Source organism: Streptomyces sp. NPDC059994 (genome assembly GCF_042737755.1).
In the GTDB taxonomy this organism is placed as follows: domain Bacteria; phylum Actinomycetota; class Actinomycetes; order Streptomycetales; family Streptomycetaceae; genus Streptomyces.
In genome coordinates this window covers 41,559-61,375 of record NZ_JBHWUR010000038.1, presented here as the reverse complement: position 1 = coordinate 61,375, position 19,817 = coordinate 41,559, and the positions used below count along the sequence as shown (strand labels likewise).

The window sequence follows — 19,817 nt, the reverse complement described above, 5'->3', positions numbered from 1 at the left end:
ACGTCATGGCGGGCGCGGGTTTGACCGTTCGGAGCAAACAAAAAAGGCAAGGAGGTATAACCACTCCTTGCCACTCTCAACTTATAGCGCACTGGGGGGCTTGCCGCAAGGCCCCAGGGGTGGGGCAGAATCGCGAATCCAGGTCAGCACCTGAAGCAAAAAAGGGGGACTCACGAAGTGCGTGTGTTGTTGTCGGTTCACAGGTCGTGCGGTGACGTCGAGCTGGTTGGAGGTCTCACGCTGCCGTCGGCGGGCGCTCGGCACCGGGCTGCGGGTGTGTGCGCCGTCGGTCGTCGCGGCAGCCGCCTCGGATCGGAGCTGATGGCGTGAACACCGTGACCACCAGCGCGTTCGACCTCCCCGAGCGCCTCTCCCTCAAGGCCGACCCGGCGCTGATCGACGGCGACGAGCAGCACTTCGCGGCGATGGCGGAGCGCCTCGCGCAGTCGATCGCCGAACTGTCCGACCGCCTTGAAGCCGCGCGCAGGGCGCCCGGCGGCATCGGCCGGGAGGCGATGGACCGGGACATGGAGATCCACCGGTTGACCGGCCGCCTGCGCACCCTGCGCCGCTTCGGCCTGGACCTGTGCCTCGGGCGCGTCGTTCCCAAGGACGGCGCCGAGCCCGTGTACATCGGACGCCTGGGTCTCACCGACAGCACGGGCCGTCGGCTGCTCGTCGACTGGCGTTCCCCCGCGGCCGAGCCGTTCTTCGCGGCGACCCACGCCAACCCGATGGGTCTGACGAGCCGCCGCAGGTACCGCTGGACGCGCGGCCGTATCAACGACTACTGGGACGAGGTGTTCACCCCCGAGGGGCTGGAGGGGCGCGCCGCACTCGACGACCAGTCCGCGTTCATCGCCAGCCTGGGCGGCAACCGGTCGGCCCGGATGCGCGACGTGCTCTCCACCATCCAGTCCGACCAGGACGCCATCATCCGCGCGGGATCGCGCGGAGCTCTCGTCGTCGACGGTGGCCCGGGTACGGGCAAGACGGTCGTCGCCCTGCACCGCGCCGCCCACCTGCTCTACTCCGACCCGCGTCTCGGCCACCGCCGAGGCGGCGTGCTGTTCGTCGGCCCGCACCGGCCCTACCTGGACTACGTCGCCGACGTCCTGCCCAGCCTCGGCGAGGAGGGCGTGCAGACCTGCCTGGTGCGGGACCTGGTCGCCGAGGGAGCCGCAGCGGCGACCGAGACCGACCCGGACGTGGCTCGTCTGAAGTCGTCCGCGGACATGGCGAAGGCGATCGAGCCGGCCGTCGGCATGTACGAGGAGGCGCCCACCAAGGGAATGACGGTCTCGACCCACTGGTCCGACGTCTGGCTGAGCGCCGCCGACTGGGCCGCTGCGTTCGCGGCCGTGGAGCCCGGCACTCCGCACAACGAGGCGCGCGACCAGATCCTTGAGGAGCTGCTCACGATCCTGATGGACAAGCACACCGACGAGTACGAGGACGAGGACGAGGTCTCGCCCCAGCTGCTCCGGAGGTCGCTGCTGCAGAACCGGGAGCTGATCGGGACCCTGAACCGCGCGTGGCCGATGCTGGAGGCGACCGACCTCGTCGGCGACCTGTGGTCGGTGCCCGCCTACCTGCGCAAGTGCGCCCCCTGGCTCAGCGCCGACGACGTACGCAAGCTCCAGCGCGAGGAGGCCCGGGCCTGGACGGTGTCCGACCTGCCGCTCCTGGACACCGCACGGCAACGGCTCGGCGACGCGGAGGCGTCCACGCGCAAGCACCGCCGCGAGGCCGCAGCCGCCGCGGAACGCGCCCGTCGGGCCGACGTCATGGACAGCCTGCTGCAGAACGTCGAGATCGACGAGAGCGAAGGCGCGTTGGGGATGCTGCACGGACGGGACCTGCAGGACACCCTGATCGACGAGAGCGCACTGCCCTCCGCCGAACCGGACCTGCTCGCCGGCCCGTTCGCCCACATCATCGTGGACGAGGCCCAGGAACTGACCGACGCCGAGTGGCAGATGCTGCTGCTGCGCTGCCCGTCCCGGAGCTTCACCATCGTGGGCGACCGCGCCCAGGCCCGGCACGGGTTCACCGAGTCGTGGCGGGACCGGCTGGAGCGGATCGGGCTCGACCGGATCGAGGTGGCCTCCCTGAGCGTCAACTACCGGACGCCGGAAGAGGTCATGACGGAAGCCGCGCCGGTCATCCGGGCCGCACTTCCGGACGCCAATGTGCCGACCTCGATCCGCAGCAGCGGCATCCCCGTCGTCCACGGACCGGTTTCGGAGCTGGACTCGATCCTCGACGGCTGGCTCGCGGCCCATGACGAGGGGGTGGCCTGCGTCATCGGTGATCCGGGGTTCCGGGAGACGTCCCGGGTGCGTTCGCTGACGCCGACACTGTCGAAGGGGCTGGAGTTCGACCTGGTCGTCCTCATCGACCCGCAGACGTACGGCAGCGGCATCGAAGGAGCCGTCGACCGCTATGTCGCGATGACCCGCGCGACCCGGCAACTCGTCATCCTCACGAGCGCCTGACCGCGACCGTGCCCCGCCACACCCCAGAGGTGTGGCGGGGGGGGCCGACCGGTCGTGTGAGTGCACCCACACAAAAACCTCTCGCTTTCGCCGTGCGGCCTCGTCGACCATGACGGCATGAACATCAGCGCACCGCCCGCCACCGGAGTCCGCACCGACTGGGGCCAGGTCCCCGAGCACGTCCGGTGCGGACTTGAGGCACGACTGGGCGCGCCGGTCACCGACGCGGTGACCCAGCGCGGCGGATTCTCGCCCGGAGTGGCCGCGCGCGTGCGGCTGGCGGACGGGCGGCGTGCCTTCGTGAAGGCGGTGAGCGCCGAGGCCAACCCCGGCAGTCCGGTGCTCCACCGAGCCGAGGCCCGCGTCTCCGCCGCCCTGCCGCTCGGTGTGCCCGCCCCGCGGCTGCTGGCCACCCACGACGACGCGACCTGGGTGGCTCTTGCCTTCGAGGACGTCGACGGACGTCAGCCCCACGTGCCGTGGCGGGCGGACGAGTTGTCGCGCGTCCTGCACGCGGTGGGCGAGCTCGCGCACACCCTCACCCCGGCGCCCCTCGACGTCCGTTCCGTCGTGGAGAGCGAGGCGGAGTCCTTCCGTGGGTGGGAGCAACTCCTCGACGGGGACGGCGACAGCGAAAGCCGCCGGGACCGGCTCGATCCCTGGGTCCAGCGGAACCTGGCCGCTCTCGCCGACCTCGCCGCGCCCTGGGGTGAGTCCGCCTCGGGCGATACCCTCGCCCACGGCGACCTGCGCGCCGACAACATGCTGCTGACCGCCGACGGCCGCGTCGTCTTCGTGGACTGGCCGCACGCCGTACGGGCCGCGCCCTGGTTCGACCTGCTCCTGATGCTGCCCTGCGTGCGTGCCCAGGGAGGCCCCGACCCCGACGAGCTCTTCACCGCACACCCGGTGGGCCGGGACGCCGAGCCCGAAGGTGTGACCGCCACCCTCGCCGGGCTGGCCGGCTATTTCGTACGCCAGTCGCTGCGGAGCGCGCCGCCCGGACTGCCGACCCTGCGCGCCTTCCAGGCCGCGCAGGGCGCCGCCGCACTCGAATGGCTCAGGACCCGGCTGGGCTCGCGGCTCCCGTAGCCGCCACGCGGGCGCCGGCGCGCGCACTGCGCCGACTCGGAGCAACTCACGCGGTACTTGAGCGAAACGCAAAGTGCCGGACGTAGGCTGGAGCGCCGCTGCTGGATCGTACATACATTCCATGCACCCTTGTGTCGCACAAGGGATGAGAGAGGGGACCTCACCGATGGCAGGCGCTCGCCCGGAAGCCACAGGAGCTTCGCAGACATCCGGCACCCCGCACGGCTCGGAAGCCGAACAGCCTCCCGGCTCCCCCGCCGCCCCGGACCAGGTGACGGGCGAGTTACTCGAACTCTCCCTGGGCTACCTGTACTCGGCGGCCCTGCACACCGCCGCGCGCTTCGGTATCGCCGACCACCTGGCGGCCGGACCGCGCAGCGCCGACGAACTCGCCAAGGCCGCGGAAGTCGACGGCCCCCACCTCTACCGGCTCCTGCGGTTCCTCGCCACCAGGGGTGTCTTCCGCGAGGACGAAGAGGGCCGCTTCCACCTCACACCTCTCGCGCAGCCACTGCGCACGGACACCGAGCGGTCGCTGCGCGACTACATCATGGTGCGCGGCGAGCCGGTCTTCTGGCAGTCGGCTGCCCAGCTCCACGAGGCCGTACGCACGGGCAGCACCGCCTTCGAGAACGTGTACGGCGTCCCCTTCTACGACCACGTCGCCGCCGACCCGGAACTCGGCAAGGCCTTCAACTCCAGCATGGCGGCGTTCTCCGAGACGCTCAGCAACGACGTCGTCGAGGCCGTCGACTTCTCCGGGGCCACGAGCGCCGTCGACGTGGGCGGCGGGCGCGGTGGTCTGCTGCGCGCGATCCTGCGTCGCAACCCGCACATGACGGGCACCCTGGTCGACCTGGAGAGCGTGGTGGCCGGGCACGTACTCGACACCCCGGAGCTGGCCGGACGCTGGAGCGCCCAGGCCGGGGACTTCTTCGCCTCCGTGCCGTCCGGCGCCGACGTCTACCTCCTCAAGCACGTGCTGGCCAGCTGGCCGGACGAGGAGTGCGTCCGCATCCTGCGGACATGCCGCGAGGCCATGCCCGCGGGCGGACGCCTCCTTGTCATCAACGCGATGATCCCGGCGGGCAACGACCCGCACCCGGGGAAGACCATCGATGTGCTGATGATGACGGTCCTGAACGGAAAGGGCCGCACCCGCGCGGAGTACGAGGCGCTGCTCGCCAGGGCGGGATTCGCGGTCGCACATGTTCTGGAAGCCTCGCCGCACGCGTCGGTGATCGAGGCGGTCGCGGCCGACTGAGGCTCCACACGACGTGACGGAGCCGGGCCGGGCCGGCGCATACCCGATGGGCGCCACCCCCGTCCCGGCCCCGAAGTCCCCGTCGGTCAGGCAAGACCGTCAGCGTTCTACGGCCGTCACGGCTGGAGCCTGCTCGTCTTCCAGCCGCCGTCGGTGCGGTCGTAGCGCAGCCTCTCGTGCAGCCGCTCGGTGCCGGTGGCCCAGAACTCCACGGAGTCGGGCGTGAGCCGGTAGGCCGTGAAGGTCGCGGGGCGCGGCAGCGGCTGCTGCGGTTCACCCAACGCCCGTGCGCTGGAGCGCAGTTGCTCCACCTGATCGAGGTCGTCCAGCGGCCGGCTCTGCCGGGAGGCGGTGCTCATGGCGTGCGTGAAGACGGGCCGCGCGAACCACATGCTGTCCGTCTCGGCGTCGGACAAGCGACTCACCGGGCCCGCCAGCGTGATCTGCTGACTGGTCTCCCTCCAGTACAGGACGCCGGACGCCCAAGGGTTCTCCGCCAGTTCCCGGCCCTTTTGGCTGTCGGAGTGGGTGAGGAAGACGATCCCGGCGTCCGTCAACGAGCTGAGCACCACGATGCGGGAGGACGTACGGCCCCGGGTGTCGGCGGTGGCCAGGGCCAGCGCGCGCGGCTCCCGCACCCGGTGCGCGATGCTGCTCTCCAGCCATAAGGCCAGTAACCCCATCGGCTCGGGGGGCGGCGTGCGGAACTCGGGGAAGTCCACCTCGATGCCGCCGGTGAGCGTCTCGGAACCGCGGGCGCTCCCACGGCTGTTGGAGGTGTTGACGGGAGATCCGTTCGACTGGGACAGGTCAGGCATGAAGAATCCTTTCGCTCGTCGAAACATCATGTCCCGCGACCTCGATGGCGTCGACGGTGCCTCAGCGGGCGCTGCCCAGATTCCGGTCGGCATCGGAGCCCCGGAGCATCAAGGTGGTCTCCTCGATGCGGTGGAAGCGTCCGTCGGGCGCGAGGTCGGCGAACACGTACACCTCCATGCTCACCGTCGAGCCGTCCTTCTTCGTGACGTCGACGGTGTGCCGGTCGGCGTACTTGCCGCCGTCGTACAGCTCCTCGTGCACCGTGACACGGCCGTCGGCGACGACGGTCCGCAGATGGGAGATGTGCTCGATGAACTCGGCGCGGTCGGCCCACTCCCCGTCGGTGCGCTGGCGGTACTGCGCGGTGAAATGGCGCTCGGCCGCCGCCTCCACGGTGATGTCGCGGTTGAACAGCAGGTCGTTGAGGGCGGCGCTGATGCCGGTGCGGTTCATGACGGTTCCCTTCACACAAGCCCCGTAGTGCGTGCGTGGCGCACGCATCGATGACACCGTAACAGGAAACGCGTGCGCTGCGCACGTTATTCTTGGGAGGTGGACAACGAAGTAGGGCATGAGATCGCGGAGGCGCTGGGGATTCTGCTGCGCCGCACCACGCGCGCGCAGCTGCACCGACAGCTCACCACCGGCATCGGCGAGGGGGTGGACGAGGTGACGTACCCGGTGCTCAGCGCACTGGCACGGACGGGCCCGCGCAGCGCGGCCGATCTGGCCCCCGATGTCGGAATCGACCGCTCCGGTGTCACCCGCCGGGCCTCCCGGCTGGAGTCCGCCGGGCTCGTCCGCCGCGAGGCGGACCCCGACGACCGGCGGGCACAGCTGCTCGTCCTCACCGAGGAGGGCCGGCTCGCGGTGACAGAGCTGCGTACGCGGCTGGCCGCCCACATCACGGCCAGCCTGTCCTCCTGGCCGCCGGGTGAGGCCGAGGCCTTCGCCCACCAGCTGCGCCGCTTCACGGCCGAGGGCCCGTTCGCCCAGTGAGTGGCGCGGCGCCTGTCACCGTCGGGAAACACGAATGGCCCACCGGCGGCTGACGCGCCGGTGGGCCAAGGCAGGTGGGGTCAGCGCATCACGGCCGCATCTCGTACGCCCCGGACAGCGCCTCGACACGCTCCCAGACGCGCGCCGAGCGGGCCTCGTCCACGACGGGACGCCGGACCGCGCCGAGCGCCCAGGTCTGCTGCTGCCCGGTGGCGGAGTCCTTGCCGTACAACTCCACGGCGTGCGCGGAGAAGTCACGTACGAGAACGGCGAACAGCTCCTCCAGCACGTCTTCGTCCAGGCCCGTCAGACGGGCCTGCTCCAGGATCAGCTGGCCGTGGACGACGAGCGCGAACAGCTGGCCGACGGCGAGCAGGAGGTCGAGGTCGCGGCTCTGCTCCTCGTCGGGGGCCGCGGTGGTGACGAACTCGCACAGCGCGTCGGCCTGCTCGCGGAGGCGGGCGACGTTGGGGAGTGCGGCGTAGCCGTCGTAGGCCGCGCGCCAGTCGTGGAAGCGTACGGAGCCCAGGCCCCGGGCCGGACCCTGCTGGAAGAGGAACGCGTCGTCGGCTGCGTCGAGGCGGGTGGGGACGGGCGCGTACTCGGCGGGGGCCAGCAGATGGTTGCGCATGAACTTGAGGATCAGCGCGAGGTTGACGTGGACCGTGCCCTCCAGCTTGGGCAGTCCGCGGATCTCGATAGCCGCCTGGGCGAAGTAGTTGTCCTTCTCGAAGCCCTTGGCGGCGATGACGTCCCACATCAGGTCGATGACCTTCTCGCCCTCCGTGGTCACCTTCATCTTCGTCATCGGGTTGAAGAGGAGGTAGCGGCGGTCGTCGGGTCCGGCGGAGCGGAAGTAGTCGACGGCCCGGTCGCTGAACAGCTTCATCCCGACGAGACGGACGTACGCGTCGGTCAGCTCACGCCGTACGTGCGGGAAGGCGGTGACGGGACGGCCGTACAGGATGCGGTTGTGCGCGTGGGTGACGGCCTCGTACATCGCGTGCTCGCAGATGCCGATCGAGGCGGTGCACAGGTTGAACTTGCCGACGTTGACCGTGTTGAGGGCGGCGTCGAAGGCGGCGCGGCCGGTGTGCAGGACGTCGTCCGGGCCGACCGGGTAGTCCTCCAGGCGGAACTCGCTGACGTACTTGGAGGAGTCCACGACGTTCTTGACGAGGTGGTACGCCGGGTGGCGGCTGTCGGCGGCGAAGAAGACGTAGCCGTCCGGGCCCTCGACGTCGGTGCGGCGGCCGAAGACGGACACGAGCCCGGCGGCGTTGCCGTTGCCGATGTAGTACTTGGAGCCGGTGGCCCGGAAGCCGCCGTCGCCGTCGGGCTCAAGGAGCATGTCGGTGGAGTAGATGTCGGCGCCGTGCGTCTTCTCGGACAGGCCGAAGGCGAACACCTCGCCCTGGGAGAGGAGTTCGGCCGCGCGGGCACGGGCGGCGGCGTTGTCGCTCTGCCAGACGGGGCCGAGGCCGAGGATCGTGACCTGCCAGGCGTACCAGTAGTCGAGGCCGTAGAACCCGAAGATCTCGTTGAGGGCCGCGATCCGGGCCGTGTCCCAGCGCTGGTCCTCGTTCCCGGCGTCCGAGGCCGGGGTGAGGAAGGTGGCGAACAGGCCTTCCTTGGCGGAGAAGGCGAGGAAGTCCGCGAGCCAGGCGCGGGAGCGGTAGTCCTCGATCAGCTTGCGCTTGCCGCGCTCCTCGAACCAGTCGACGGTGGCGCGCAGCAGCCTGCGGGTCTCGGGGTCGAAGTGCGCCGGGTCGTAGGTACGCGGGTTGAACAGCAGGGCGTCGGCCATGGAGGTCCGCCTTTCGAAAGGGGTTCGGAGTCGAGGGTCAGTGGTCATCGGTGGTCGGTGCGCCGGTGGACAGCCGGTGGATGGTGGCGAGGACGTCGTCGAGCCAGGCGATCGTCATCCGCTCGTACGCGATGCCGCCCCGCAGCACGACGTGCTGCAGTTCCTGACCGGTGTCGAGCGGAGCGGGGGCGGCGGGGCCGGTGAAGTCGCGCAGTTCCCCGGCGAGGTAGTGGGCGAGCCGGTCGCTGTGCACCTGGCGGTGCCGCTCGACCTCGTGGATCACCGCGGCCGGGTCGTCGAAGGCCGCACCGCGGATCTTCACGGCGAGGTCGTGCCGCAGGCTCTCGGGTTCGATCGGCTCGTGCAGCCACTGGGAGAGGGCGCTGCGGCCGGGGCCGGCGACGGAGTACTCCTTCTTGTCCGGCCGGCCCTCCTGGGCCACCTCGCGGACGGCGAGCATGCCGTCGCTCTCCATGCGCTTGAGGACGCGGTAGATCTGCTGGTGCGTCGCTGTCCAGAAGTAGCCGATGGACCGCTCGAACCGCCGGGCCAGCTCATAGCCTGAGCCCGGCTTCTCCAGCAGGGAGACGAGGATCGCGTGTTCGAGCGCCATACCGCGATCCTTCTATGCAACTCGTTGCATAGCCAAGCCGTACCGCCCGAGTGAGACCCGGATCACCCGGGACCGCGGGGGCGGTGCGGCTCGTCGGGGTCGGGTCAGGCGTCGATCGGCAGCGTCACGTCAGAGCGTGGCGCCATCGGTGCCCGGGGCGGGGCGATGCGGCGCCGGGTCGGTGGGCAGGTGCCGGAACAGGAATGCGAGCTCGGTGTCGGCGGCGCGTTCGTGGCCGTCGAGGAAGGGTTCGTAGTGGCCGCCCGGCATACGGGCGAGTTCCCCGCGCGGTGCTTGCCGGGCGGCGTCGGCCGGAGGTCCGGGGAGTGCCGACTGGTCCTGGTCGCACACGAGGACCAGCAGGGGGCACGCGATACGGGAGGGCTGGCATCCGGGCCGGTAGAACATCAGGCGCAGAGCCGTGCGGGCGGCGACCGTCTGCTGCCACTACGGGTAGGCGTTGCCCGGGTTGAGCGCCCTGTCGCCGTCGACACCGTCGGGTGTGGTGAGGAGCGCGACGGTCCCGGGTTCGCCCGCGAGCGGCACCAACACGGGCCGCGGGCCGACCAGTTGTCCGAGGGAGTCGAGCAGGGCCCGGCCGGTCGTGCGCAGCGCCGCGAGCGGCTTCTGGTGGCCGGCCGCGCTGCGCGTGGCCGCCGGCCCGTCGGCGAACGGCGTCTGCGCGATCGCCGCCGCCAGCCGCGGGTTGCGCGCCGCGACGGGGAACACATGGCCGCCCGACAGGGAGAAACCCCAGATCGCGAGTCTGGCCGGGTCGACTCCCGGCAGCGTCGCGGCACAGGCGATCGCGGCCTGCCAGTCGGCCAGTTGCTCGCCGATGGGCACCACCTGGCGCGGATGGCCGCCGCTCTCCCCAAGTGCCGGTAGTCGAAGGCGAGGACCGAGAACCCGGCGTCGTGAAACCGCCTGGGGAACGGGTCGGTGCCGGGCTCCTTGGTCACCGCACCACCGGCGGCCATGATCACGCACGCCTGGTTGGTACCGGATAGTGCCAGGCGGCGCACTCGGCGCCACCACTGGCGAAACGGACCTTCTCGCGCTCTACGGACACGCTCATGTCGACCTCCGAGTGGTGGAGTCTCCACCCCACGGAGCATGTGAACCACGTGGTTCACATGCTGTCCATGCGGATCAACGGGCCGCACCCCAAGGCGAGTTGAGCGGGCAGGCAGGGGTCACGTGGCCTCCTCCCGCTCCAGTGCGCGGGCCAGCGCCTCGAAGCCGGCCGCGATCCCCGCCGTGCCGCCGCTGGTCCGCGCGTCCACCAGGAAGCCCCGCAACGTCGCGAGGACCATCTCGGCGACCTCGTGCTTGCGCTGTCCGGACCAGTGCTCCGGGCACACGGACAGCAGCACGGGGCAGATACTGCTCCGACGCCCCCCGGCCGAGTTCCGCATAGCGGTCCGGGTCGTACATCGCCAGGCCGATGGCCTGCTCCAGTACGCGCGCCTCCGCTCCGACGAGGTCGGGCCACACCGTGCGCACCCACTCAGCCGGCGTGCGACGCGCCGACCCTTCGTCGGTGGCGGCGGCCCACGCCTGTCCTGTGCGCTTCTCGCGCAGTTGGAAGAACGACTGCTTGAGCAGGTCGTCGGCCCCGTCGAAGTAGTACAGGAGCACCTTGTGCGTGGTGCCCGCCGCGCGCGCCGCACGCCGGAGCGAGAAGTCGACCAGGCCGTTGACGGCGAGGCCGTCGGTGACGCGGTCGAGCAGGTCACGGCGTCGGGCCTCGCCGCGCGGCGACCCCGCCGACCGGCGGTAGCCCGCTTGCTCTGGTGTGCCGTCGTCGGCGGGAGTGTCCATGCGGGCATGCTTCGACGGTCAACGCCCGCGCTCCGCGATGCCCGGGCATCGCTGGATGCGGCCGGCCGCGGCCACGTCCGCGATCGCCCGTATATGAAACATAGATGCCCCGCTGCGACACTCGGCGCAGAACAACCCGAAGGCCAGGTCGCAGCCGTAGGCCTCCTCGAAAGACAGGGAATCCCGTGCAGCACAACCTGAAGTCCGGCGCCCGCCGTATGACCGTTCTCGTCCCGGCGCTCGTCGCTGCCCTCCTCGCCGTCTCGGGACCGGTCCTGTCCGCGGTCCACTCCGGTGACGCGGCACGGACCTCCCTGGCCGACGGCCCCCTCCACCCCGGAAAGGGCGGCCCCGAGGAGTTCAACACCAAGGCGTGACGGAGGCTGTCACCGGGGTCATGCCGGTGTAGGGCGGACCCCCCTGCCCTGCACCGCCATGACCCCGGTGGCGTCCACGAGCAGCCGCGCCTGTGCGGCCTCGGGCAGACCGGCCCGGGTGAAGACCTCCAGCGCCTCCCGGGAGTGGGCCAGCGCCTGTTCGTCGTGACCGGCGCCGGCGGAGATACGGGCGTGGATCAGCAGCGCGTACCCACGGTCGCGGTCACGGTCGGGCACGGTCCGGAAGTAGGCCACCGCGCGGCCGGCCGCGTCCAGCGCCGGCTCGACGCGGCCCAGGACGCGCAGGGTCTCGGCGTAGCGGTACAGGGCCTGCGCCCGCCGGCCCGGAATCCTCTCGGCTTCGCAGACCTCCAGGCACTGCGCGTAGTCGGCCAGCGCCTCCGGCAAACGGTCCAGTTCGTGCAGCGCCTGGCCGCGTACGCACAGTGCGTGGGCGATGCCGTGGTGGTCCGCCATCTCGCGCAGTGCGCTCAGCGCCTCGTCGCAGGCGGGCAGCGCCTCGTCGGCCCTGCCCCCGCGGATCCTGGCCAGCGCGGCGTTGAGGGTGGTGGTCAGTCCGCCCGAGCGGTGCCCCAGCTCCCGGGCCAGGGCGAGCGCCTGGTCGAAGTGCTCGGCCGCGTCGTCGTAGCGCTGCTCGAACTGGGCGATGACGCCCAGGTCGTTGTACGCCTGTTGCAGGATGGCGCGGTCCCCGGCCCGGCGGCATGCCTCGGCGGCCAGTTGGGAGTCGGCCCGGGCCTGCGCCAGCTGGGTCGCCTGGAGCGCCGCGTTGCCGCAGATGAAGTGGGCGCGCCCGGCAGCGTGGTGGTTGCCGTGCTGTGCCGAGACCCGGGCCAGCGCCCTTGCCGTGAGGGCCATCCGCCCGTACGGGATGTCCTGGCCGAACGAGCTGAGGGCCACCAGCATGTCCGCCGCCACTGTCAGCAGGTCCGGTTCGGCGCTGTCCCCTCGCGCGACCAGGAGCTGCACGGCGTGGACGGCGCAGTCGAACTCCGCCACGACCCATGCGCGCGCCTGCGCCAAGGTCGCGAGCCGGTGCTCCCCCGGCTCCGCGGTCACGACGGAGATCGTGCTGTGCACCGAGTCCCCCGGCACCATCCGCTGGAACGCCTCGGCCGCCATCCGCAGCAGATGGTGGAGCAGTCGGCGCTCCACCGCGAAGTCCGCCTCGCCCGGCGCGTCGGTGTCCGGCCGCGGCAGATGCAGCGCGAAGTCCCGGCCGAGCTCGTGGTAGCGGTAGCGTCCCGCTTCCGGCGATTCGAGCAGCGCGGCATCCACCAGCGCTTCCAGCAGGGTCTCCGTCTCCGGCTCGCCAAGACCCAGCGCCGCGGCCGCGGCGGGCAGGCCGATGCTCGGCCAGGCCACCGGGGCCAGCGAGCGGAACACCATCGCCTGTCTCGCGGTCAACTGGCGGTAACCGAGCTCGAAGACGGCGGAGACGGCCAGGTCGTCGGCCCGCAGTTCGCTCAGCCGCCGTCGTTCGTCCGCCAGCCGGGCCAGCAGGTACGCCACCGTCCAGCCCGGCCGGGCCGCCAGCCGGGCGGCCACGATGCGCACCGCCAGGGGCAGATGGGCGCAGGCGCCGACCAGGGCGACCGCGGCGGCCTCCTCCCGGTCGACCCGGTGTGCGCCGACGATGTGCCGCAGCAGGGACAGGGCTTCGGCCGGACTGAACTCCGCGAGCTGGACATGCGTGCCGGACGGCACACCGGAGAGGTGGGCCCGGCTGGTCACCACGACCGCGCAGTGGACGGCGCCCGGCAGCAGCGGCTTGACCTGCGCGGTGTCGCGGGCGTCGTCGAGCAGCAGGAGGACCCTGCGGCCGTCGAGGACCGTACGGAACAGCCGGGCGCGGTCCTCCACGGAGCCGGGCACCTCCTGCCGCGGCACGCCCAGCGCGGACAGGAAACTGGCCAGGACCGCGCCGGGGTCGGCCGCGTCCGCGCCGGTGCCGCGCAGGTCCGCGTAGAGCTGGCCGTCGGGGAACTCCTCCTTGACGCGATGGGCCACCCGCAGGGCCAGCGCGCTCTTGCCGATGCCGCCCATTCCGCTCACGGTGGCCACGGCCAAAGCGGTGCGGCCCCGATCGGCGAGGGCCTCGCACAGCGCGGAGAGCGTTCCGGCCCGGCCGCTGAAGTCGGCGATGTCCGCGGGGAGTTGCGCCGGGCGCAGGGGGGAGGACGGGCCCGCGGCCCCGGCAGCCTCTTCCCGGATGGACGGCGACGTGGCGGGGGCCGGAGCGGGTGTGACCAGTTCGTCGTCCCCGGCCAGGATCCGCTGGTGCAGCGTGCGCAGCTCCGGCCCCGGATCCAGCCCCAGCTCCGCCGCGAGCACCTCGCGCGCCGTCCCGAACACGGCGAGCGCGTCGCCCTGGCGCCCGGCGGCGTACAGTGCGCGCATCAGGAATCCGTAGGGCCGCTCGCGCAGCGGCTGTTCGCCGATGAACGCGGTCAGTTCCGGGATGACCTGGGTGTGCCGCCCCAGCAGGAGGTCCAGGGCGAACCGTTCCTCCAGCAGTTGCACGCGCAGCTCGGACAGCCGGGAGCGCTGCTGCTCGGCGAACGGCCCCGGCACCCCCGCCAGCGGCTCGCCGCGCCACAGCGCCACGGCCTCGGCGAGCAGTGCGGCTCCCTCGTCGTGGCGTCCGGCCTCACGGGCACGTGCCGCGTCCGCGGCCAGTTGCTCGACGCGGAACGCGTCGACCGAAGCGGGCGGCACCGCGAGCCGGTAGCCGTCGTTGACGGAAGCCAGTACCTGCGGATCGCAGCCGCCGCTCTCCAGGATCTTGCGCAGCCGCCACACATAGGTCCGCAGGATCATCACCGCGGAGCCCGGTGCCGCCTCCCCCCATACGGCGCTCATCAGCTCGTGCAGGGGGACGACGTGGCCGGAGCGGAGTGCCAGCGCGGCCAGGGTCGCCTGCTGCTGGGGCGGGCCGCCGGGCACGACGGTCCCGCCGATCTGGATGCCCATGGATCCGAGCATGAAGAATTCCACAGTTCCCCCGGCGCGCGCACAACTCTCACCGGCTGCTGGTCTCCAGCGATCTGGCGCAAACCGGTAAACGGAGGATCATCTTACGGTGTTGGGGATTCCGACCAGGTGCGATGTGATGGCGTCCGGCTTCAGACCGATGGACGCCACGTCGGCCAGGGGCACCCATACGAGCCGGTACTGGTTGTCGCCGGAGTCGCGCTCGCTCTCCGGGCCGCCGAGGCGCGGCGTACCCGTGGCGGGGCCCATCACGAAGTAGTGCTCGGCGCGGCCCGCGTTGTCGAGGGTGTGCAGAGGTGACTCCACGGCGGCGCGCAGCCCCGTCTCCTCGGCCAGCTCGCGTACGCACGCCTGCTCGGGCGTCTCCCCCTCCTCGACGCCTCCGCCCGGCAGGGTGTAGTACTCCACGCCGCCTTTGCGGCGGTGGATCAGCAGCACGGCGTCGTCCTTCCGGACGATCGCCACGGCGCGGGCCTTCATCGGGTCCTCCCATGATCGACAAGTGTGCGCAGGACGTTACCGAGGTCGTCGCGCTCGTTCCAGAAGTGCAGCACCAGAGCGGTGCACACGGCCCGGTCCGCGGGGTCGAGCGTGTCGAGGTCGAGGACGCCGACCGCCCGCATGACCAGGTACGGTGCCAGCCTGCGGTCGAAGAGCCCGGGGCCGAAGGCGTCGGCGAAGACGTCCAGCAGGCGGCTGAGCAGGTCGGCCCGGGCGGGTGAGAGCCGGTGCGCGAGGTCGATGCGCAGCGTCGCGGTGCGGGACTCCAGGCGCGCCCGGCAGAGCGGGGCCGCGTCGGCGTAGGGGGCCTCCCGCCACCGGTAGGCGGCCGGGTGGTACTTGGGGAACAGGTATCCACCGCCGAGGAAGAGCGACCAGAAGGCGGTCGCCAACTCCCCGCGCACATCGTTGTGCCCGGCGTTGCTCAGGTCGACGAAGACCGCTCCCCTGCCCACGTTGGTCTCGCTGAAGTCGCCCTGGGACAGCATGCATTCGCGTGCGCCGAGGCCCTGGAAGAACGCCGCGGTGCCCTCCATGGCGTCCCGCATCGTCACGGGCTGCGTCACCGAGTTGACCACCACCTGCTGGTCCAGCCACGGCCGGTGGCGCTCGAAGTACCACGGGACGATCCGTTCGGTGACACGGCGGGCGAAGAAGGCGTCGATGGGCGAATCCGAACTCACCGTGCGCCGGGCACAGTTCGCGCGGATCCGGTCGAGCAGCGGCTCGACCTCCCGCTGCGGCAGCAGGGTGCCGGCCCGCTCGGCCCGGCACAGCAGGTCGAACAGGGTGCCCCGCCCCAGCCCCATCGACGGAAGGTACTCGTACACCATGACCGTCCCCGCGTCCGTGCGCAGCAGGGACAGCAGGGCCGGCACCCGGTTGCCCGCGGCGCCGAAGTCCAGATAGCCCGCGAGCTCGGCGACGGCGCTGCGGGCGCGTACGTATTTGAAGAAGTACGGCCGTCCGTCCCGCTGGGCGAAGCCGCAGGTCGAGTTCTTCAGCTCGCTCACGTCGGTGATCCGGTAGCCCCGGGACGCCAGCGCGTGCCGCCAGGCGGGGGCGCGGTCCCCGGCGGCGGGCGGCAGGGGGTCGAGGACCTCGACACCGCTGAGCGCCTCGACGCCGGCCCAGTCGTCCGCGCCGGCCCGGTCGGCCAGCAGCTGCCGCAGGGAGACCGCGGCCGCGGGCGCGGTCACGGGGACCCGGCCAGGCCGGCCCGCACCCACTGCGCCGCCCGAGCCGCCGTCGTCTCCCGCTCCGCTCCCGGCAGGCCGAGTGCGTCGGCGTCCTTCAGCAGGTCCTCGACGATGTCCTGGACACGCTGCTGGTAGGCGATGAAGCTGTCCCGGTAGGCCTCCTTGGGACCGGCGAACCGCAGCGCGTCGTCGCCGTGCACGTCCACCCCGCACTCCCAGTACGAGAACGTCGTCGACAGCGCGGCCTTGCGGTCGAAGCACTCCGCGACGGGAGTGCGCAGATGCAGGGTGCGGTGCGGCAGGGCGGCCGGGGCGAGCAGCGCGGTCAGCCACTGCCGGTCGCAGCCACGCGCCTCCGAACGGCCCATGACGGAGTAGAGGTAGCGGTCCATGATGACCACACCGCCCGAGGCGAGGTGCGGGAGCACCTCCCGGTTGACGAGGTCGACGAGCGAGGAGGCGTACATGAGCGCCATGGTGTACGGATCCCAGTTGTCGTACTTGCCGCGCGCCTTGGAGTGCCAGATGAGCGGGTTCCGGATGAACGCGCAGACCCGCACGTCCCAGCCGTCGGCGGTCAGCGCCGCCTTCAGCAGCTCGATCTGTGTGGTCTTGCCCGCGCCGTCGGACCCCTCCAGCGCGATGAGCCGGCCCGGCGGCACCGCCTCGGCGGCTGCGGGGCCGATGTTGCGTACCGGAGCCAGGTGGGGGTAGGGCCGGATCACCTCGCCCGGGTCGGGAACGTTGTCGTCGATCTTCACAGTGCGGTGCTCCTACGGATCATGCGGTACTCCTACGAATTCAGACTGCGGTCAGGGTTGCCAGGTCGGCGGCCGTCGACGTGGGGGCGGTGGCCAGGTACTCCTCGAACCAGTGCAGGACGGACGACGCGACCGCCGCGATCTCGTCCTGCCCCAACTCCCGGTACTCCGTCCGGTCCGGGATGCGGGCCCTGCCCCGAGCGGGGAACGTCCGCTCGAACTGGGAGGAAATGGCGGCCGGGTCGGTCTCGTCGACACCGGCGAGCCGCAGCAGCATCTTGGCGGCGTTCAGCACCGACTTGTACAGGCGGTAGCGGCTCGTCTCGACGCCGAGCAGGGGACGCCGGATCTCGTGCAGGGTCTGGGCCAGGTAGTGGATGGTGTGCTGATGGCGCTGCGATCCGGTGAAGTCCGGCAGTTCCAGGTCCGCGCTGACGTACTGGCAGCCGATCCGGCCCTGCCCGAGCGAGTACAGCGCACTGAACGTACGCGAGTCGCAGCGCTGCAGCAGCAGCTCGTGGCGGGTCAGCACGGTGACGCCGAGTTTGACGCCCAACTCGCGCCGCAGCCTGACCAGTTCGGCGGCGAGGTCGGTGGTGCACCCGGTCTCGACGACCAGCAGGACGTCGAGGTCGCTGAGTTCGGCGTCGGCGGTGCCGAACCCGACGCTGCCGGCCACGGCGAACAGCAGCAGCCGCTCACCCAGCGCGGTCCGGATCCCGTGCAGGGCGGTGGCGGCGGCGTGTCGCAGCGAGGTCGGCGCCGCCAGCTCCAGGGGATCGGTCACCCGCAGGGACGCGGCGGCCGGGCGTGCGGTGGCACCGGTCATCAGGCGGTCGAGCGCGCGCTCCAGATCCGGGCGGGGGCCGTTGTTGTCGATGAGCAGGTCGCAGGTCGCGGCGATCCGGTCGGCTCCCCGTGCCCGTTTCACCTCGTCGTTGTGGGCCAGGGCGGCCGGGTCGACGAGCGCGCGCCGGGCGCGCACCTGCGGGGCGGCGTCCAGATAGACGACGCTGAGACGCTCGCCAAGGAGGCGCTTCAGCTCCCTGGTGATATCGGGGCGGTGCAGACTCTCGATCGTGTAGTCGAGCAGGTAGTAGTGCGCGTGGGCGTAGCGGTCCAGTTCGTCGACGACCAGCTCGGCCAGCAGTCGGGGCTCCTCGCCGTAGGGATCCGCGAGGCCGTGCCGGGCCGCCGCCAGCTCGATCAGGTAACCCTGCTTCAGTCGGGTGGTGCCGAACCGGTGGCGCAGATACTCCCCGGCGCTGCTCTTGCCGCACTCCGACAGACCACCGAGGCCGATGACCCGCCGGACGTCGCCCAGCAACGGCCCTACGGGGAGGTCGACTTGGGACAGCCGGCACCGGAGTTGGTTCTGCACGGCGACGATGTCGGCCCGGTTCGCGTCGATGACCGCGGCGTGCCGGCTCCGCCGGGTTTCCAGGGCGGCGTGCAACAGGTGCTGGTACCGGGCGTACCGCTCGTCCGCGCCTCGCTCCCGTCCGATGCTGAGCGCGGCCCCTTCGGCCGCCGGGCCCAGGTTCAGCAGAACGCTGTACGGCTCGGGGGCAGGGTCGCCCAGGATCTCGGCGCGCAACCCGGCGACCATGGCCTCGGCGTCCCGCGCCGAGAGGTCGTCCTTGAGCATGACGGAGGCGACACAGCTCGCCTCGACGGTGGCCAGGCCGCGGTCCAGGATCACCCGGCCGGGGCCACCGGTGAGCGCGTCCAGGCGCCTGCGGTAGCCGTCGAGGAGCAGCGTGACGAGGTCCTCGCTGCGCGACTCGGTGAACCACCAGTGGGCCAGCTCGGCGCCGGAGAGCCGGGGCCACCGCGGCTGGTAGTGGTGGACGCTCTCGCCGATCCGTACCGCGTCCCCGGTCGCCCGCCGCAGCAGCCTCAGCTGGGTGGTCTTACCCGAGTTGTCGGCCCCGTCGAGGGCTATGACGTTGTTCACGAGGCCCACTCGTGCTGGAAGTCGGTGTGCAGGCTGAGGCCGCCGTCGATGAGCACCGACTGGCCGGTGATGTAGCGCGCGGCGTCGGAGAGCAGGAAGAGGGCGAGGCCGGCCACCTCATCGGGCTGTCCGATCCGGCCCAGCGGTATGCGCGCTTCGGCCCGGGCCTTCTTTGCCGGGTCGGACACCCAGTCCTGGTTCATCTCCGTGTCGATGGCGCCCGGGGCGATGGCGTTGACCCGGATCCCGTGCCCCGCGTACTCCAGGGCCAGGGTGGCGGTGAGCATCCGCAGCGCCGCCTTGCTCGCCGCGTAGCTGGCGAACCCGGGCTTGGGGACCGTCTCGTGGACGCTCGTGATGTTCAGGACCGCGCCACGGACGCCGGTGCGCACGAAGTGGTCGAGAGCCGTTCTGGCGCACAGGAACGCGCCGACCAGATTGGTGTCGAGAACACGGGAGAAATCCGCGAGGGAATGCAGATGAGTGGCGGCGGGGAGCTGCTCACCGGCATTGTTCACCAGAAAGTCGAGGGAGTTCGTCCCGCTCAGCGCGAGCTGGTACATGTCCTTCACCGCGCCTTCCGATGAGACATCCGCCTCGATGAGCTGGTAGTCGGCGCCGAGACCGTCCAGATATTCCCGGGCCTCCTTTTCCCGGCGACGGCCCTCCATACTGCTCCAGTCGCGGTCGTTGAGCACCACGCGGGCGCCGGACCGGGCCAGTCCCCAGGCTATCGATCGGCCGATTCCGGAACCCGCACCGGTTATCAGGGCGCTTTTTCCTGCCATCGGCAGCTGGTCGGTCATGGCTGGCCGGACCCCTCTCATCTGCTGGTGAGCCGCTCAGCCTGGCAAGCTCCCATATATCTCTGATCTACGTCGGAACGGTCACACATATACGGCTCATCAACGAATTATCTATACGCGAGAAAAACGAATGAGTCGTTCGATCCGGGCTTGACGTGGCGTTTCTGATGCTCATATGTTTCTGGGGCACCCCCGACGGATCGAGAGATGGAGGGAGGGAACCAAAATGCGAGCTCACAAGGTGTCGCTCCGTCCGCGTCTGGACAAGACGTCGACGAAGCAGCG

The 19,817-nt window shown here is 71.2% G+C and carries 18 protein-coding genes; 5 read left to right on the top strand and 13 right to left on the bottom strand.

The features are described 5' to 3' along the window. Nucleotides 1-326: 326 nt before the first annotated feature. The 3 genes from helR to ACFWA7_RS20525 all read left to right on the top strand — a co-directional run bounded on the left by helR (nt 327) and on the right by ACFWA7_RS20525 (nt 4,854). Nucleotides 327-2,498 carry an RNA polymerase recycling motor ATPase HelR gene (gene helR / locus ACFWA7_RS20535; protein ID WP_385824427.1) on the top strand — a complete coding sequence of 724 codons (2,172 nt, stop codon included), beginning with the start codon at nt 327-329 and terminating at the stop codon, nt 2,496-2,498. Nucleotides 2,499-2,615: 117 nt separating this feature from the next. Continuing rightward, nucleotides 2,616-3,590 (top strand): phosphotransferase family protein, encoded by a 975-nt coding sequence (locus tag ACFWA7_RS20530; RefSeq protein ID WP_385539618.1) that lies wholly within the window; start codon nt 2,616-2,618, stop codon nt 3,588-3,590. Nucleotides 3,591-3,756: 166 nt separating this feature from the next. Then, nucleotides 3,757-4,854 carry a methyltransferase gene (locus ACFWA7_RS20525; protein ID WP_385539620.1) on the top strand — a complete coding sequence of 366 codons (1,098 nt, stop codon included), beginning with the start codon at nt 3,757-3,759 and terminating at the stop codon, nt 4,852-4,854. 116 nt (nt 4,855-4,970) lie between these two features. On the opposite strand, the gene phzG is transcribed toward ACFWA7_RS20525, so the two are convergent. Then, nucleotides 4,971-5,672, bottom strand: coding sequence for a phenazine biosynthesis FMN-dependent oxidase PhzG (phzG, locus tag ACFWA7_RS20520; protein WP_385824425.1), 702 nt, complete (start codon nt 5,670-5,672; stop codon nt 4,971-4,973). Nucleotides 5,673-5,733: 61 nt separating this feature from the next. Continuing rightward, nucleotides 5,734-6,126: a nuclear transport factor 2 family protein gene (locus ACFWA7_RS20515; RefSeq protein ID WP_385539623.1), complete on the bottom strand. Its 393-nt coding sequence runs from the start codon at nt 6,124-6,126 to the stop codon at nt 5,734-5,736. Between the two features lie 99 nt (nt 6,127-6,225). Here ACFWA7_RS20515 and ACFWA7_RS20510 point away from each other — a divergent pair, with 99 nt between their 5' ends. Continuing rightward, complete coding sequence (locus ACFWA7_RS20510; protein ID WP_385539625.1) at nt 6,226-6,672, top strand: MarR family winged helix-turn-helix transcriptional regulator; 447 nt, start codon at nt 6,226-6,228, stop codon at nt 6,670-6,672. Between the two features lie 88 nt (nt 6,673-6,760). On the opposite strand, the gene ACFWA7_RS20505 is transcribed toward ACFWA7_RS20510, so the two are convergent. The 5 genes from ACFWA7_RS20505 to ACFWA7_RS20485 form a co-directional block, all read right to left on the bottom strand. Continuing rightward, nucleotides 6,761-8,479 carry an acyl-CoA dehydrogenase family protein gene (locus tag ACFWA7_RS20505; RefSeq protein ID WP_385539627.1) on the bottom strand — a complete coding sequence of 573 codons (1,719 nt, stop codon included), beginning with the start codon at nt 8,477-8,479 and terminating at the stop codon, nt 6,761-6,763. A gap of 37 nt (nt 8,480-8,516) precedes the next feature. After that, entirely contained in the window at nt 8,517-9,092 is a 576-nt protein-coding gene (locus tag ACFWA7_RS20500) for a PadR family transcriptional regulator (protein ID WP_385824423.1), read from the bottom strand. 129 nt (nt 9,093-9,221) lie between these two features. Beyond that, on the bottom strand, nt 9,222-9,500 hold the full coding sequence (locus tag ACFWA7_RS20495) for an alpha/beta fold hydrolase (protein ID WP_385824421.1): 279 nt from the start codon (nt 9,498-9,500) through the stop codon (nt 9,222-9,224). 39 nt (nt 9,501-9,539) lie between these two features. After that, nucleotides 9,540-9,941, bottom strand: a complete 402-nt coding sequence (locus tag ACFWA7_RS20490) for a hypothetical protein (RefSeq protein WP_385824419.1) — start codon at nt 9,939-9,941, stop codon at nt 9,540-9,542. Nucleotides 9,942-10,288: 347 nt separating this feature from the next. Continuing rightward, on the bottom strand, nt 10,289-10,468 hold the full coding sequence (locus ACFWA7_RS20485; protein WP_385824417.1) for a hypothetical protein: 180 nt from the start codon (nt 10,466-10,468) through the stop codon (nt 10,289-10,291). A 633-nt stretch (nt 10,469-11,101) separates the two neighbouring features. Here ACFWA7_RS20485 and ACFWA7_RS20480 point away from each other — a divergent pair. Continuing rightward, on the top strand, nt 11,102-11,293 hold the full coding sequence (locus ACFWA7_RS20480; protein WP_385824415.1) for a hypothetical protein: 192 nt from the start codon (nt 11,102-11,104) through the stop codon (nt 11,291-11,293). A gap of 18 nt (nt 11,294-11,311) precedes the next feature. Here ACFWA7_RS20480 and ACFWA7_RS20475 read toward each other — a convergent pair whose 3' ends face one another. The 6 genes from ACFWA7_RS20475 to ACFWA7_RS20450 form a co-directional block, all read right to left on the bottom strand. Then, nucleotides 11,312-14,299, bottom strand: a complete 2,988-nt coding sequence (locus ACFWA7_RS20475) for a BTAD domain-containing putative transcriptional regulator (RefSeq protein WP_385824413.1) — start codon at nt 14,297-14,299, stop codon at nt 11,312-11,314. Nucleotides 14,300-14,386: 87 nt separating this feature from the next. Beyond that, complete coding sequence (locus tag ACFWA7_RS20470; protein WP_385539640.1) at nt 14,387-14,788, bottom strand: NUDIX domain-containing protein; 402 nt, start codon at nt 14,786-14,788, stop codon at nt 14,387-14,389. Beyond that, nucleotides 14,785-16,008 (bottom strand): hypothetical protein, encoded by a 1,224-nt coding sequence (locus tag ACFWA7_RS20465; RefSeq protein ID WP_385824411.1) that lies wholly within the window; start codon nt 16,006-16,008, stop codon nt 14,785-14,787. The genes ACFWA7_RS20470 and ACFWA7_RS20465 overlap by 4 nt, the downstream gene beginning before the upstream one ends. Next, the gene (locus tag ACFWA7_RS20460) at nt 16,005-16,769 is read right to left on the bottom strand and encodes a dTMP kinase (protein ID WP_385539644.1); all 765 of its coding nucleotides are present in this window, start codon (nt 16,767-16,769) and stop codon (nt 16,005-16,007) included. The genes ACFWA7_RS20465 and ACFWA7_RS20460 overlap by 4 nt, the downstream gene beginning before the upstream one ends. Before the next feature lie 40 nt (nt 16,770-16,809). After that, a complete protein-coding gene (locus tag ACFWA7_RS20455; protein WP_385539646.1) occupies nt 16,810-18,726 on the bottom strand; it encodes a hypothetical protein in 1,917 nt (638 codons plus the stop codon). Beyond that, a complete protein-coding gene (locus ACFWA7_RS20450) occupies nt 18,723-19,532 on the bottom strand; it encodes a glucose 1-dehydrogenase (protein WP_385824409.1) in 810 nt (269 codons plus the stop codon). Before ACFWA7_RS20450 ends, ACFWA7_RS20455 begins: the two co-directional genes overlap by 4 nt. Nucleotides 19,533-19,817: the final 285 nt, after the last annotated feature.